Consider the following 13,806-nt stretch of genomic DNA (forward strand, 5'->3'; position numbering starts at 1 on the left):
CTATAAAATTTGTAGCCACCCTGTAGCCAGCTGACTGGCTCCGCCCGGTCCAACCGCACAGTTATGCCAACTCCGCGCGGCTGATTTACCCGGTGCCACGCCATAGGTTCTCTCCATTGCAAAACAACGGGGGGCCACCGTGGCGAATATCAGAGTTAAAGAGGCGGCCGAATATCTCGGCCTATCGAAGTCCTTTCTCGACAAAGCCCGTATCTATGGCGGCGGCCCGACCTTCATGCGGTTCGGGACCGCTGTCGTTTACTCGACCGACGATCTCGACGCATGGGCGGCCTCGCGCAAGGTCGCCAATGACAACACCCCCAAGCAGGTGGCGGCGTGAACGAGACAGCAGTCGCCACAACGGATCTTCCGCTCGATATCCTGGCCGCAACGATCAAAGCGCGCGTTGAGGCGGCCGACAAGTCGGCAGAGAAAGCGGCGGATCATTATCGCGCTGCCGGCCTCCAACTTGTGGAGGCCAAGAAACGCATTGCAGAAACCGGCGGCAAGTTCGCCGACTTCGTCTACGAATGCGGTATCGGTCGTTCGCGGGCGTATGAGTTGATCGGCATCGCCAACGGCACAAAGACCGTTGCCGGAATTCGCGCCACGGTCGCCGAGCGGGTAGCGCGGCACGCCGATAAGAACAGGAAGGCAAGGAAGTCCGTTAGTAACGGATGGGAAAAAGAGTGCGCCGAAAACCGCGCCATGTGTGCTGAGGCCGATGCGGAGCGGCTGCAAGCCGAAGTTGAGAGGCTGATGGAAGAGAGCAGGCTGCTGTTGGCCGAGAATGAGCGGCTGCTGTCTGAACGCGCTGATGATGCCAACGCAGACGTCGCAATCAATGATGATGGCGGGCCTATCGTTTCATATTTTGATCGAGGCGCTGAGCACCTTGTCCGCACCGAATTTAGCATCGAGTTCCGGCAGCAACTAGCGTTCTCGGGATGTGGCGATGAGCCAGAAGCGCAGCAACCGGCGCGGTATTTAACGCCTGTCGATTTTCGGGCCGCTGGCGCGCTTTTGGGTGTGCTAGCGGCCAAAGAGGCCATCAAAAAGATGAGGGCTCGTAAAAAGCAGGAGAAGCGCGACCGGAAATGCTATTCGGCCGCCGCATAGTGAACGTGCCCGCGAGCACGGGTTACCATCCTCCACCACCAGGAAGACCACCTTTGAAAATTCTATCAATCCGCCCGGCACCACCCGGCTCGGCAACGCTCGCGCGTTTCGATCTGCAGCTAAATGAGCACCTCAAACTCTACAACCTGGCACTTCGTCAGCGCGACGATGAGCCGGCGCACGTCTGTGCACCCAATGCTTTTCAAGAACGCACAGCCGGCTTCTCAGCGACCTTTAACAAGGCGCTTGCCGAACTCGCACTCAAGTCTCTTCTGGAGCTACAGACCGAACATGATCAAGCCCGTTAAGTTTGAAGACCTAGAAATGGCGGTGGCTGTACCAGCCTATCTCGAAGAGTACGAGGCGTTGAAGAAGATCCGCGACAATGCGTGTGATGGGACGGGTGAACTCGTACGCACAGAATCTGGCGAATGGCTTCTCCTGGGCGCGACCTACGACGGCAAGCTATCCGATATCGCAGTGGCTTTTGACGGCATGGCAGAAGTCAAAACCTCTTATCGCGCCACTGGCAAAACCCGTGGCAAGCAACGTGTTCCGGCCGCCGCGAACGACAACCAGCCTTCGACCTATCCCGGTATTGTGTCCAGCGGCGACTTCGTCCGCGACTTTAAGCCGCCAGATTATCATATCGATGGCGTGGTTCAGGCTGGCTACCTCTACTCAACCACCGCCATGACCGGCACAGGCAAGACTGCGGTCCTGCTCCTGATCTCAGCGCTGACTATGATGGGGCAACCGCTCGGCGATCGCGAGGTCCGCAAGGGCAGGGTCGTATATTTCGCTGGCGAGAATCCCGACGACGTGAGGATGCGCTGGATTGCGATGGCGCATCACCTCAAGTTTGATCCGGACGACGCCGACGTGCATTTCATCGCCGGAACGTTCAGCGTTGCCGAGATGTTCGATCGCATCAAAGTTGATGTGGACCGTATCGGCGGTGCAGACATGATCGTCATTGATACCAGTGCGGCGTATTTCAATGGTGATGATGAGAACTCCAACACCCAGCTTGGCGCTCACGCGCGAAATCTGCGCGCTCTTACGACACTGGCAGGCAAGCCGGTGGTGTTTGCTGCGTGCCATCCCATCAAGAACGCGGATCTATCAAACCTGCTTCCTCGCGGTGGCGGTGCATTCATTGCCGAGGTGGACGGCAATCTGACTCTAAATAAGGGTGACACAGTCAAGATGCACTGGCAGGGTAAGCATCGCGGCCCCGATTTCGAGCCAATTCACTTTGAGCTAAAGACCGTCACCGCACCCTCGCTAGTTGATAGCAGGGGGCGGCCGGTACCGACAGTGATGGCCGAGGCACTCACTAAGGGTGAAAGCGTCAAGCGCGCTGACAAGGCCCGCACTGATGATGATGCGGTATTGTTGGCGATAGAGCAGGGCAGGGGGGCCTCGCTTGCGGACCTGGCTCAAAACCTATGCTGGCACACACCCTCAGGCGATCCTAACAGGGACCGAGTTCGTCATGCCAAGGACCGTCTATCGAGGCGAAAGCTGATCGACGTGTCGGCGCACAAGGGTGGGAAGCTGACTAAGCGCGGGCACGAGGCACTCGTCGAGGTGCGCGCCGAGAAACACGCCACGGCAACCGGCGCAAGGCTAGCCGCCGGCCTTGTGCGCTGAGTGTGCGCGAACTGCGCGCGCGCAAAACAGCGGCGCGCAGCGGCGCAATATGACGATTATCATACTATATGCAAGGACTTACCACGATGAGACGAGCGCGCGAAATTGAGCAACAACCAATTGTTTGCTGTGTGGTGTGTGATTTTTCACACCCACACACATGGGAATACTGTGCGCGAACGCTGTGCACCCATCTTTCTAGGGCGCAGTGTTCAGCGCGCGACGGCTATAATGCAAGTGTTCTTAATTAGTTAGCATCTGCGCGCGAAGGAAAACCGCGCGCGCGAGAAAGTATGCCAAACGACCTATGCCGACCTGCACCGGAGCGGCGCCGACGACTACGCGTCAACCGCGAAATATCACCGCGACTTGGGCCTTGAACCGCCAGCGGCACCAGGACCGCGCCTATCGCTTGCCGACGAATTTGCGGAAGTAGACGCGGAGTTGCGCAGATTAAAGGTGAGGCGCGAAGAACTGAGGCAGGCGATCCTTGATACCGGCCGCGCCGAGTTGGTGGGCCACACATGGTCCGTTGTGATCGAAGAGAAAACAGCTCGCAGGCTGGACGTCGACTTGCTGGATGAGAGCTTCGGGCGCGAAGCCGTAGACGCCCGCCGCACGGTGTGGTCCGGCTGTGAGGGATGAGGCGGGTAGGGGCGGGGGGATAGCAGAACCATACAGCCCACCGCCTGCCTTCCGGCCCCACAAACGCAGGCGTTAAGCCGCAGATATTGAACTTATTTTTGAACGTGGGGGGCATCGCAAACTTGCCGCGGTTGCCTTTCCGGGAGACTAGCCATCCAGCCACACGTAAACTTTTTTGATTGTTTTGATTTGCGATCCGGCGGAACAGCCGGACGAAACCCAAGAGCCGAAAAGGCCATTCCCTGCACCACGCCAGCGACACACAGCCGCGCACGCCAGAGCAGCATCGAGCCCCTTCTGGCACGGCAGCACTTACCACAAGACGACGCCCGGGAGGTTCGCCCGCGCAACCAGCGCTGGCCGTCATTCGGGCCGGTTGGAGCGCGCTGGTGGGAGGCGGCTTGAGGGCGAGAAAAACGAGGAGGCCGCTCACTGAGGCGACCATACTGTCTCAATTCTTCGTCGCGGCCAGCACCGTAGCTATTGGACCCCAGTCTGCATTTTGTACTATCACAGTGCGGCCGGTTCGCGCGGCGATCTTCTCGGCAACTTCAATCGCTTCCTGACTGTCGGCCAAGTCGGGGCTGAATAGGGCAAATTCTTCTGGCGTTTGGTGCGGCGACGAGTGTCCTTCATCAGGACAAGATAAACCTGGCTGCCGCACTGGCGGCAACAGCGTGTTCATCGCGGCGACTGCGGATGAACCGGCGCCGCATGCGAGATCGCTTCGGCGGTCTCGCACGAACTCATCGGTGGGGTAGGGGGTTATTCCGATCTTCCGGCGATGAACCCTAGCGCACCGGATATGGCCAGATTCAGGCACATCCGCAATTCAGGATATGGGGTATCTAAGGTTGTGTATTATAAATGTAGCGCCCCAGAGGATCGAGCGACGCGGCGAAGGGCAGCTCTGCGTGTTCCTTGAAGGCGGAGCTTCACAAACATCCCGGTCGCAAAAACAAAAATGGACGTTGTAGCGCTCTGCCAGCAAATCGCGGATGAGCTTCGTGCCGTCAACAACGGACCTGCGTTTTGCGCTCACGCATGAAGGCGATCCGGTAGGTTCATGGGACCCCGCGCGTCTCAGGCTGGTATTATCCAATCTGTTCGGCAACGCGATCCAGCATGGCGATCTATCGAGCCCGGTCACTGTGAATGTCTCAGGCAACGACCGGGGCAGCTATAACGGTGCACAACCTTGGCACACCAATCCGGCCTGACCGCAGAAGGTGATTTTCCAGTCATGGATGCGCGGCCAGCTGATGCCCGGCAGCTTCATCCTTAGGGCCCGTCTGTAAAAAGGGTTGCGGCATGGAACCCGGCGATAACGGCAACCTCTTAATCCGACAATCGTTCTCTGATCTTGCATCGTCGACGGCTATATCGCCTGGATAATGGCGACGGCTCATGGCCGTCATACGCAACGGATGCTCTCGGGCGTACTCTTCGATCCGAAAATCGGGAAGACGTCATGTATTCAGCGGATCTCAACGGGCTGCGGTTTTACCAGAAGTCCGCAATTCAGTTAGCCGCTGATCAAAACCGTCTGGCGGACGAAAAAGCATTGATGCTGACCGGGCCTTATGGGGTGGGTCCGGGAACGCAAGATAAGACCCGGTCTTACCGCAGTTCGCATGGGGAAACGCATTTGCTCGTCCGTCCGACTGCCGTTCATTTCAGCAGAATCACTGCAGGCGCCGGGGAACAAGAGGCCTGAGTGAGATTTGTCTGCCACGGTCAACGGTGATCGGTAGGGAGACGACTTTGAAGATCCGGGCAGGGTTACGATATTGCGTTTGAATGCTTCCAGGAAGTTCCGATGGTGCTTTTTATCACCGTCATCCGTCGTGTCAGGCAGACATTCTCACTAACCATTCCCTCCGCGCGTCGCCGAAGGTGCTGACTAAAGATTACACGGACGCGTTTGGTAATATTTGCACGCGCCTTGTTGCACCCGCCGGCCTGATCAAGATTCGCAACAAATTCACCATCAAAGATAGCGGTCTGCCTGATGGAGTTGCGCCGAATGCCGTTCAGGTGCAACTCCACGAGTTGCCGGACGATGCCTTGATGTATCTGTTGGGCAGCCGCTACTGCGATACGCAGAAGCTTATGGAGTTTGCTTGGTCGACGTTCGGTCATATCGATGGTGGTTAGAGCTGGCCTCAAGAATCTGAACAGGGCGATAAGTGGAGTTTCTGCCTGACGGCGGGCAAGATTGGCCCGCGAATCAGGAGAGACGATGAGCAGACAAGCACGCCGGAACCACACACCGGCTTTCAAGGCGAAGGTGGCGCTTGCCGCCGTCAAGGGCGATCGAACACTGGCTCAACTCGCGGAGCAGTTTGACGGGCATCCCAATCAGATCACGTCGTGGAAAGTTCAGCTTGAGGGCGGCGCCGCCGATGTGTTCGGTCCAGCGGGCGGCAATGCCGCGGCGCTAATCAGCACGCCTTCGCTGCGGATCATGAGAAGTAGACGGCGATAGCCAAAGCGCCGGCGTACCGACGCCAGCTCACGCAGCCGGACGCGAATGGTCGCGTCGTCCGGCCGAAGGCTGAGATAACGCACCGAGGACCGATCAGCCCCGATCACTTCACACGCCCGCCGCTGACTGACCTCAAAACTCGAACAAAGGTGAGCCAAAGCCTGCCGCCTTGCGACGGGCGTCACCATTTTTTTGAGTTGAGATCCTTCAGCATGGCGTTGTCGAGCATCGCCTCGGCCAACAGCTTCTTCAGCTTCGCATTCTCGTCGGTCAGGATCTTCAACCGACGAGCTTCCGACACATCGAGCCCGCCGTACTTAGCCTTCCACTTGTAGAACGTCGCGCTTGAGATCCCGTGCTTGCGGCAAACATCACCGGTCTTCGATCCTGCCTCGTGCTCCAATAGCACCGCAATGATCCGCTCTTCCGTGAACCTCGACTGCTTCATCTCCGTCTCCCTCAAAGGTGACGGATTCTACCCATTTTTGGAGGAAGTTCAGGGGCTCAGGTCAGTCGAGCGGCTGTGGCGCAGCGTCAAATACGAGGAGGTGTATCTGCGCGCCTACGACAGCGTCAGCGACGCGCGCAACTCGATCGGCCGTTATCTCGACTTCTACAACTGCCGCCGTCCGCATTCGAGCCTTGACGGCGGCACACCGGATCAAGCCTACTTCAACTCCCTGCCGCTTCGCACGGCAGCCTAACCCCGGCAGACCCTCCACTTATCGATGCGGAGATTCTGTTCAGACAACCGGGACCACCTCAAAAGCTTCATCGATAAGCGACGTGCGTCTTAGCGGCTAGCTCGTGACGGTGTACCTCAGGAGAACTTTGCCGCTCGTGGTTTTGCCGATCCAGAGATGACCAAACATATGTTTCGACAGCGAAAAGCTGCCCAGGCTCAAGACGGCCATGTTGATTTTCATTGCCTTCAAAATCCGTCTAGTAAATTAAGACCGGTTCTCCGGTTCTGTTCTCCAAACGAACACTTGCTCGCTCGAAACTAGTTTGAGATGCCTTTTGATCTGGCGGAGCGTCGAACTTGGGGGTGTCCGTAATAGCAATAGTTTTCCAACTTGGAGTTGGAACTGTAGTGTTGGCACCACTAAGACTAATGATGACAGCAGAAGCGGGAGTAGTGGCCTCCCTTAATACGGCCTCCCGTTGAAGTCTGAGCGGCACATATGTAACAGCCGCGGTGAAGAGGACAGCGTAAGTGAGCACGACATACGTAGCCCAATCTGTCAGCCCAAAAGAAAGGTACTTTCTTTTGCCCGAGCCCACTAGCTTGTCGCGCAAGCTTACCCAGTTGATAGCTATCCGACCGCCAAGTTCGTTCAAGCATGTGATGGCACTCACCTAGCGCAACGGTAGTATGTTCATCTGCTGGATTTATGCACGTGTCGGCCATTTGATGACGGCAAATAGCGTCGCGAGTGTTGCGACATCTCCAATGCCAGCAAGGCTTCCAGTAGGGGTCCCAGCACCATGGCGCAAATGCGAACTGCAGCGGTGATTGCTCTAATTGCGAGCACGATTTTGTCAGTCCCCGCTTATGCCCAGGGAGAGCGGACAAAAGTCAGAATTCAAGACTATCCCGGGACGGGAAACATGCTGTTTCGGATTGCGGCATCCAAAGGCTTTTGTGAAAAGCATGGGATAACCTGCGAACTCAAGATTATCGCTTCGGGTCCTCTGGGAGCGTCAGCCCTTATCTCGCGGAGTATCGATGTCGGCTTCTTTCCAGCCGAGGTGCAAATCAGCGCTATGATCGCAGGCGCGAAACTCAAGACGATATTGAGCGGTGCGAGACTTAACCCATTCGCGATTGTGGTTCGCAACGAACTCGACATTCCCCATGCAGGCAAGCAATTTCCGGATTTCATGGCCGACCTTAAGGGACGAAAAATCGGCGTTCCGGCACGAGGAGGCAGTGCCGAGCTTCAGTTTGGGCTGCTCGCGAAGAAGGCTGGCTTTGCGCCGACGGATTTTACATACGTAGCCGTGGGCGCACCAAATACCTCTTATGGCGCGCTAATCTCCCGGCAAATCGACGCCAGCATGGCATATGAGCCCTCTGGCTCAATGTGTGACGTTCTCCGGACCTGCACTGTGTTGTTCAACCTCAGCGAGGCTAACGAGCCGCTTGAGATTGCTCGCACCAATGGTGGCGTGACGAACTCGGTGGTGACGGAAGAGATGGCGGAAGAAAAGCCGCAAGTTGTCGACGCACTGATTGCAGCGGCCAGGGATTCTGAAACCTTTGTTCAGGATCCCGCGAATTTTGACGAAGCGCTCCAGATAGCAAAATCGTTCTTCCGGTTTGATCTGCCCAAGGGGGATGAGATCATGGAAGTTTCTTTCAGGCGAACGCTTCCGACCCTGAGAACCTCTATTGACCGATCGGCGCTCAATCAGATCGCCGAGAACATGCTGACAATGAAGCAAATTGATGCTCCGTTTGACGCCACACGGCTGGTTCACGCCGGGGCGCCCTAACAGCTCCAACGATAGGAAGCGCTCGCTTTGTGACCCGAGGGTCGGAGGTCATTGGAAAATGGTTCGTCATCATCGGGCCTGCAACTGAATTGCGCCCTCAAGTGATGACGGGCGGTCGGAAACGCCTCGAATATCATCGGGCTGTCTCTTCAAGGTGACCGAAGGCGCCTCACCAAAAAGAATCCGATAGTTCACTGAGAAGCGGCCCAACTCCCAGAAGCCATGATCGGTTGCTATCTGGGTTACCGTTCCGGTCGAGGGCGTTGCGCGCACCAACGCACGGCGGGCCAGATGCATTCTTCTCAAGGTGAGATAACGGATAGGTCCTAATCCCAAGTGCTGTTCGCAGGCAGCTCGGAGAGTTCGCTCGGCCGCACCAACAGCTGCGCATACTTCAGCCAGATACAGGGGCGTATTTGGATTCGCTTCCAGGAACTCTTCGAAGCGCGCGACGATCGTCTCGGTGTGAAGCATACCCTTGCTTGGTGTCACAACGGCGCCCTCCGTCAGGCATCTGACCAGCGCATGAATTAACTGCTGCTCAAGTGCTCGCACGACCTGGGGCACTTCAAGCAGCGCAGGTGTGTTCTTGGCAATCTCTCCGGTCATCGCATGCAGCCGCAGGAGCCGGTCCATGAGCAGCGGGTGTGGTCGAATGAAGTGCTTGCTGCGCTCGGTATCGAACTCGCGACCGGCCATCACGTGGCAAGCAGCAACCAGATCTTCTGGGGTAAGCGAGACCGATCCAAGGCGGTAGTGACCGGACGTTATTGCGTGCTGCATGTCGAAGTCGTCTGCGATCAACTCACCTCGCTCGAAGAGCCTGCCACAGTGGTACACCTCGGGCTGTTCGTCAGTTAGGAAGTTGAATATTCTGCGCCCGCGCTTAATCGAGCCTTTGTGGACGCGTGGCAGATTCTCGCTGAGACGCTGCATCCACAACTTGTTCAATGTTGCCTGTGTGAGCTCGGCACGAAATTCCCCCTTCGTGGTTGGAATTATTTCAATCTCGGCCGCGCGAATGGCGCTCTGAAATTGAAAGGGATCAGTGAAGGTAAGTGCTCTGGCGAAAGCCACTGTCAGCCTCCATCAAGCGGCGTTTGCTTGCGTGCGCTCAGCGTAGGAAAGTAGGCCCCGTTTTGGCTTAGCTACACTGAAAAAATCCACGAATGGTAAAGCTGGAATCTAACATAAACCAAAAGTTGCAAGTAGCTTGGGTATCAGCAATCGTTCCTAAAGCTGTACGAATTCGCGTTAGGCGGCGTCACAAATATTGGAAATATGCGTCAGGGCTGCTACCCTTGTCTCCTTGCACAACCAAAGCTATTGCGTCGCTTTTGGTCTGTAAAGATCGGCTTTCGCTCAGCCGTATGGAAGACTATTAAGATATTTAGGCGCCAAATCAGTTAGCCGGCTCTTTAAGCGGATTGCGAACACTTGTGGCGCCACGGCGCCGCGGCAGGAATCGGAAATGGATGCGCTGCTTCAGAGTGCTTCATTGCCGGGGAGCCGTCATGAGACGCCCCTTGCAATCAAACTGCAAGAACTGAAAGTTCAGTTTGATGCTGCGAATGCTAATCCGGTACTTGCGCTCGACGGTGTATCGCTTGTCATCTCTCCGGGCGAATTCGTTTCTATCGTCGGCCCAAGCGGTTGCGGCAAAACCACTATTCTGAATTTGCTTGCAGGGCTGCTGTCCGCGCGACCTGTGGGTGAGGTCAGTGTTCTCGGCAAGAGCCCGTTCGCTGGCAATCCCGATATTGCTTACATGCTGGCGCGGGACAGCTTGCTGCCGTGGCGCACGACGCTGGGCAATGCCGCCTATGGAATGGAGCTTCGCAATGTTGCCAGGATGGAGCGAGAGGAGCGCGCAGTCGGCTTCCTGCGGCGGGTAGGGCTAGGCGAGTTCGTTCACCGCTACCCAAGGGCACTGTCGCATGGAATGCGCCAACGTTGTGCCCTCGCGCGTACCTTCGCGCTTGACAGTCAAATTCTCCTCATGGACGAACCGTTCGGTGCGCTCGATGCTCAGACCAAACTGCAACTCGAGGATCTGCTGCTGGAGCTCTGGTCAGCTGAGCAAAGAACCGTATTGTTTGTAACCCACGATCTTGCCGAAGCGGTGGCGTTGTCGGATCGGGTAATCGTTCTGAGTCCGCGGCCGGGTCGGATCGTTGCGGAAGTTGCAATTGATCTGCCACGGCCGCGAGGCGTACGTGGTCTGCACAACCATTCTCACTTCCATAGGCTTTGTGCGAGGCTTTGGGGTTTGCTTGAACAGGAGACCAAGGGTCATGGTAGTTAGACGTGCGAGGGTGCATGGCTTGTTGGGGCATGCCCTTTTCGTCACAACCTTTGTTCTAGTCTGGGAGCAGGCCACGGCCAGAGGACTGCTTGAACCGACCTTCTTTGGTCGCCCGTCAGGTGTCGCTCGTTACCTTTGGAAGGGGTTCGTCACTGAGGGCCAGCTCTGGCTGGAGCTCGGTTATACCGTACTTGGCGCAAGCATATCATTTGTCGGCGGTAGCATATGCGCCATGGCCGTCGGTTTGTTCTTTGCGACATTTCCGCGAACACATCGTGCAACAGAGCCCTATATCACGCTGCTGAACGCCATGCCCAGGATCGCACTGGTTCCGCTGTTTCTGTTGTGGTTCGGTCTCGGCATCGGATCCAAGATTGCTGTTGGTTTCAGTCTTACGTTCTTTATCGTACTGTCGGCAACCATTGCCGGAATACGGGGCGTGGATCGGGACTACCTTCTTTTATCGCGAGCACTTGGCGCGACTCCGAGCCAGATATTCTTCAAGGTAACGCTCCCGTCCGCGGTGCCGGTCATTTCCTCGGGCGTACGGCTCGGCATGATTTTCGCTCTGTTGGGGGTCGTCGGCGCGGAATTGATCGCTGCTGAACATGGCTTGGGCCAGATCGTGGCCTATCTTCAGGCGACGTTCAACGTCGATGGGGTGATGGCCATCCTGTTGCTGTTAGCCCTTCTAGGCCTTGGAGCGTCGTCCCTCATGAGCAGGCTGGAGCGCCGTCTACTCGCGTGGCAGTAGCTCATTCCTACTTCGTGATCCGGTGCTGGGTCGTTGTTGCATCGGTTGCGGCGGTCGGCGAAATTGCGAACGTTACCCAGGTATTCCAGCCGGATGGCCGATTGGCCGCATCAAATTCGCCGTAGGCGTTGATGTTCAGATATCCCTGCATGTCGCCTACGGGAAAGATGTAGCCCCACTGGGGACCCACCCCGACAACCCGCGATCTGAAGCCGCCGAGAAGGGGACTGCCACCGGTGTCATCGGAGACTTGCTGATAGGCGTATCCAACAAATCCGACGAAGGCTTGCTTCGAAAGAAATTGGGCGGTGCTCCAGTCGAAATGGAATCGATTCCGCTTTGCACTTGCGTATCGAGATTCTTGAAATTGTAGGTGAACCCCGCCACCCCCGAGAGTGTCAGTCCCGTCGCCGGTTCAGGTATGTGTAGCCTCCGCCAGCATCGATGGCGCCTTGGCCGATGCCGAGATTGGCGATGCGGCTCGGATCGTAGGGGCCGACGGGAATGTCGCCGGTCACATAGGTCATGTAGTTGTTGACGCCCGAATTCCACTTCAGCGTGATCATCGGATAGAGATCTCCGACCGACGTGATCGAATCCCCGATGCTTCCCATGCGGGTCGCAGCGAACCCTCCGAACCCTGCCGTCAGCGTTCCGTCAATGGTCGCGGCCGAACGGCCGAAAATTCCGGTGACGCCGATTCCGAGTTGGCCGCCTAGGACTGGAGTCGCAAACGTATAGGTCGGATTCAGCAGGAGGAGATCCGCTTACGCGTTCAAGCTGGCATTGAAACTGACGTCGACTGTCGGCGCAAACCTGCCGATCTGAATCTCTCGTGCCGCAGCCACGGAGCCATCGGCTGCGACACTGGTGTGATAGTAGACCGTTCCCATCGACCATCCCGGCGCCCCCTGCGGAATGGCAGGGAGACTGCTGACCTGGCCGGGTAGCCAGAACGAAACACCGCTCTCATCGGCGCGCGCGGTCTCGGGAAAAACTATGAGGAGCGCGCCAATCGCGCCGGCGCCAAGCCACCAGAATCGAAGGTCTTTCACGTTTCGACGACCGCGTTGCATTCGCCTGCTCCGTCCGAACCTACGCCCACGGATGCTACCTAAAGTATTGATGGCGGCTATGCGAAAACGGCAAAAGTCCCAACTCGTACGCGCGTGATGCGCTGAAGCAACACTCGATGGCCGCACACCGGGTCCGACTCTATCCGGGCCATAGCGAGACTTCCGGAAAGCGATCCAACCTCCGAAGTTGCATAGCTTAGTGTCGTCCGATGTCCGATCCTGCCTTCGGGCGGTCGCGGTTCGATGGCGACGCGCTTCGGATGAGGTGGCCTGAATGACAAGGCAGGGCACGGCCGCGTTTGACAGTCCCGTGGACTTCAGCGCGGCAATCGGGGCTGCGAAGGTCAACCTCTTCGTCACCGCAGGGGGGGACTTCAGCGGTCGATTGACGTGGTTGAACTTGGGGCAACTGAACGTGCTTCGTGCCCAGGAGAGTTTGCCACGGATTGGCTTTGTCTCGTTTCCGCCGAACCAGGCGATCATCTCGTTTCCAGCGGGCAGGTGGTCGTCCCTGACCTATTGTGGATCATGCCTGCATTTCGGCGACATTGTATTCCATGGGCACGGCGAGTGCGCGCACCAGAGGACCGAGGAAGCCGCGATTTGGGGGTTGATTTCGCTCCCGCTTGGGCTGCTGGCGAGTTGCAGCAAGGCCTTGACCGGGAAAAGCATCAGGCCGCCCTCGGAAGGTCAAGTAATCCGCCCTGCGCGCGATGCGGCGAGGGCCTTGCTAAGACTATGTTCAGGGGCCTGGCATCTCGCTGAAACGAGACGGGAACTGATCGCAAATCCGGAGGTCGCGCGTGCGCTTGAGCAAGAATTGCTTCGCGTGCTGATCCATTGTCTGGCCACTGGCCATATCGACGAGTCGAAGCGGCGACAACGTCACACCGACATCATGGTTCGATTTGAGGAAGCCTTGGTCGCGCAGGGTGCGCCTCGCCTGAAATTGTCGAAGCTGTGCAATGCGACCGACGTGCCGGAACGCACCTTGCGGCTGTGCTGCACGGAATTTCTCGGCATGAGCCCAACGCGATATTACCAGTTGCGACGCCTGAACATGGCGCGCTCGGCGTTGCAACTCGCGAATCCCGAGACCGCAAGCGTGGCGGCGATTGCGCGAGACCATCATTTCCTGGAGCTCGGACGCTTCGCCGTCACTTACCGTGCCCTGTTCGGCGAAATGCCGTCGTCAACGCTGCGACGTCATCGCACCGGCGTTGATTGACCAGCAGCGCTTCTGCCGAAAGTGCATAGCGTTTGC

Annotated in this window: 13 protein-coding genes and 4 pseudogenes; 13 read left to right on the forward strand and 4 right to left on the reverse strand. The window is 57.4% G+C overall.

Annotated features, from left to right (window positions below; translation table 11 throughout):
- Nucleotides 1–139: 139 nt before the first annotated feature.
- From ACPPVR_RS19250 to ACPPVR_RS19265, 4 genes are read left to right on the forward strand one after another with little or no spacing between them, the layout of a single operon-like run.
- Nucleotides 140–340 (forward strand): helix-turn-helix transcriptional regulator, encoded by a 201-nt coding sequence (locus ACPPVR_RS19250; RefSeq protein WP_426615726.1) that lies wholly within the window; start codon nucleotides 140–142, stop codon nucleotides 338–340.
- Nucleotides 337–1,119, forward strand: a complete 783-nt coding sequence (locus ACPPVR_RS19255; RefSeq protein ID WP_426615727.1) for a hypothetical protein — start codon at nucleotides 337–339, stop codon at nucleotides 1,117–1,119. The genes ACPPVR_RS19250 and ACPPVR_RS19255 overlap by 4 nt, the downstream gene beginning before the upstream one ends.
- 53 nt (nucleotides 1,120–1,172) lie before the next feature.
- Nucleotides 1,173–1,427, forward strand: coding sequence for a hypothetical protein (locus ACPPVR_RS19260; RefSeq protein ID WP_426615728.1), 255 nt, complete (start codon nucleotides 1,173–1,175; stop codon nucleotides 1,425–1,427).
- The gene (locus ACPPVR_RS19265; protein ID WP_426615729.1) at nucleotides 1,411–2,775 is read left to right on the forward strand and encodes an AAA family ATPase; all 1,365 of its coding nucleotides are present in this window, start codon (nucleotides 1,411–1,413) and stop codon (nucleotides 2,773–2,775) included. Before ACPPVR_RS19260 ends, ACPPVR_RS19265 begins: the two co-directional genes overlap by 17 nt.
- A 1,096-nt stretch (nucleotides 2,776–3,871) precedes the next feature.
- Here ACPPVR_RS19265 and ACPPVR_RS19270 read toward each other — a convergent pair.
- Entirely contained in the window at nucleotides 3,872–4,105 is a 234-nt protein-coding gene (locus ACPPVR_RS19270) for a hypothetical protein (protein WP_426615730.1), read from the reverse strand.
- A gap of 313 nt (nucleotides 4,106–4,418) precedes the next feature.
- On the opposite strand from ACPPVR_RS19270, the gene ACPPVR_RS19275 reads away from it, so the two are divergent.
- The 4 genes and pseudogenes from ACPPVR_RS19275 to ACPPVR_RS19290 form a co-directional block, all read left to right on the forward strand.
- Nucleotides 4,419–4,640, forward strand: a complete 222-nt coding sequence (locus ACPPVR_RS19275) for a hypothetical protein (protein ID WP_426615731.1) — start codon at nucleotides 4,419–4,421, stop codon at nucleotides 4,638–4,640.
- Nucleotides 4,641–4,891: 251 nt separating this feature from the next.
- Complete coding sequence (locus ACPPVR_RS19280) at nucleotides 4,892–5,137, forward strand: hypothetical protein (protein WP_426615732.1); 246 nt, start codon at nucleotides 4,892–4,894, stop codon at nucleotides 5,135–5,137.
- A gap of 83 nt (nucleotides 5,138–5,220) precedes the next feature.
- Nucleotides 5,221–5,577, forward strand: coding sequence for a hypothetical protein (locus ACPPVR_RS19285; RefSeq protein WP_426615733.1), 357 nt, complete (start codon nucleotides 5,221–5,223; stop codon nucleotides 5,575–5,577).
- 85 nt (nucleotides 5,578–5,662) lie between these two features.
- A pseudogene (locus ACPPVR_RS19290) lies at nucleotides 5,663–5,860 on the forward strand (transposase); the annotation flags it as partial.
- Here ACPPVR_RS19290 and ACPPVR_RS19295 read toward each other — a convergent pair.
- Nucleotides 5,860–6,356: pseudogene (locus tag ACPPVR_RS19295) on the reverse strand (transposase); the annotation flags it as partial. The pseudogenes ACPPVR_RS19290 and ACPPVR_RS19295 sit on opposite strands and share 1 nt — an antisense overlap.
- Nucleotides 6,357–6,420: 64 nt before the next feature.
- Between ACPPVR_RS19295 and ACPPVR_RS19300 the strand changes: the two are divergent.
- Together ACPPVR_RS19300 and ACPPVR_RS19305 are read left to right on the forward strand one after the other, a co-directional pair.
- Nucleotides 6,421–6,612: pseudogene (locus tag ACPPVR_RS19300) on the forward strand (integrase core domain-containing protein); the annotation flags it as partial.
- Between the two features lie 907 nt (nucleotides 6,613–7,519).
- Nucleotides 7,520–8,407 (forward strand): ABC transporter substrate-binding protein, encoded by an 888-nt coding sequence (locus ACPPVR_RS19305; RefSeq protein ID WP_426615734.1) that lies wholly within the window; start codon nucleotides 7,520–7,522, stop codon nucleotides 8,405–8,407.
- Between the two features lie 69 nt (nucleotides 8,408–8,476).
- Here the strand turns inward: ACPPVR_RS19305 and ACPPVR_RS19310 are convergent, their stop codons facing one another.
- Complete coding sequence (locus ACPPVR_RS19310) at nucleotides 8,477–9,484, reverse strand: helix-turn-helix domain-containing protein (RefSeq protein ID WP_426615735.1); 1,008 nt, start codon at nucleotides 9,482–9,484, stop codon at nucleotides 8,477–8,479.
- A 394-nt stretch (nucleotides 9,485–9,878) separates the two neighbouring features.
- Between ACPPVR_RS19310 and ACPPVR_RS19315 the strand changes: the two genes are divergently transcribed.
- Complete coding sequence (locus ACPPVR_RS19315; protein ID WP_426615736.1) at nucleotides 9,879–10,712, forward strand: ABC transporter ATP-binding protein; 834 nt, start codon at nucleotides 9,879–9,881, stop codon at nucleotides 10,710–10,712.
- Nucleotides 10,713–10,731: 19 nt separating this feature from the next.
- Nucleotides 10,732–11,466, forward strand: coding sequence for an ABC transporter permease (locus ACPPVR_RS19320; RefSeq protein ID WP_426615737.1), 735 nt, complete (start codon nucleotides 10,732–10,734; stop codon nucleotides 11,464–11,466).
- Between the two features lie 7 nt (nucleotides 11,467–11,473).
- Here the strand turns inward: ACPPVR_RS19320 and ACPPVR_RS19325 are convergent.
- Nucleotides 11,474–12,542: pseudogene (locus tag ACPPVR_RS19325) on the reverse strand (SphA family protein).
- Between the two features lie 310 nt (nucleotides 12,543–12,852).
- On the opposite strand from ACPPVR_RS19325, the gene ACPPVR_RS19330 reads away from it, so the two are divergent.
- On the forward strand, nucleotides 12,853–13,770 hold the full coding sequence (locus ACPPVR_RS19330; RefSeq protein ID WP_426615738.1) for a helix-turn-helix domain-containing protein: 918 nt from the start codon (nucleotides 12,853–12,855) through the stop codon (nucleotides 13,768–13,770).
- The last annotated feature ends 36 nt before the right edge of the window (nucleotides 13,771–13,806 follow it).

Source organism: Bradyrhizobium sp. McL0616 (assembly GCF_049993385.1).
Lineage (GTDB): Bacteria > Pseudomonadota > Alphaproteobacteria > Rhizobiales > Xanthobacteraceae > Bradyrhizobium.

Excerpts from the sequence above, each read along its gene's own strand:
- ACPPVR_RS19265 (WP_426615729.1), top strand. The coding sequence starts at position 1,411 with ATGATCAAGCCCGTTAAGTTTGAAGACCTAGAAATGGCGGTGGCTGTA.
- ACPPVR_RS19270 (WP_426615730.1), bottom strand. The coding sequence starts at position 4,105 with ATGAACACGCTGTTGCCGCCAGTGCGGCAGCCAGGTTTATCTTGTCCT.
- ACPPVR_RS19275 (WP_426615731.1), top strand. The coding sequence starts at position 4,419 with ATGAGCTTCGTGCCGTCAACAACGGACCTGCGTTTTGCGCTCACGCAT.
- ACPPVR_RS19280 (WP_426615732.1), top strand. The coding sequence starts at position 4,892 with ATGTATTCAGCGGATCTCAACGGGCTGCGGTTTTACCAGAAGTCCGCA.
- ACPPVR_RS19285 (WP_426615733.1), top strand. The coding sequence starts at position 5,221 with ATGCTTCCAGGAAGTTCCGATGGTGCTTTTTATCACCGTCATCCGTCG.
- ACPPVR_RS19305 (WP_426615734.1), top strand. The coding sequence starts at position 7,520 with ATGCTGTTTCGGATTGCGGCATCCAAAGGCTTTTGTGAAAAGCATGGG.
- ACPPVR_RS19315 (WP_426615736.1), top strand. The coding sequence starts at position 9,879 with ATGGATGCGCTGCTTCAGAGTGCTTCATTGCCGGGGAGCCGTCATGAG.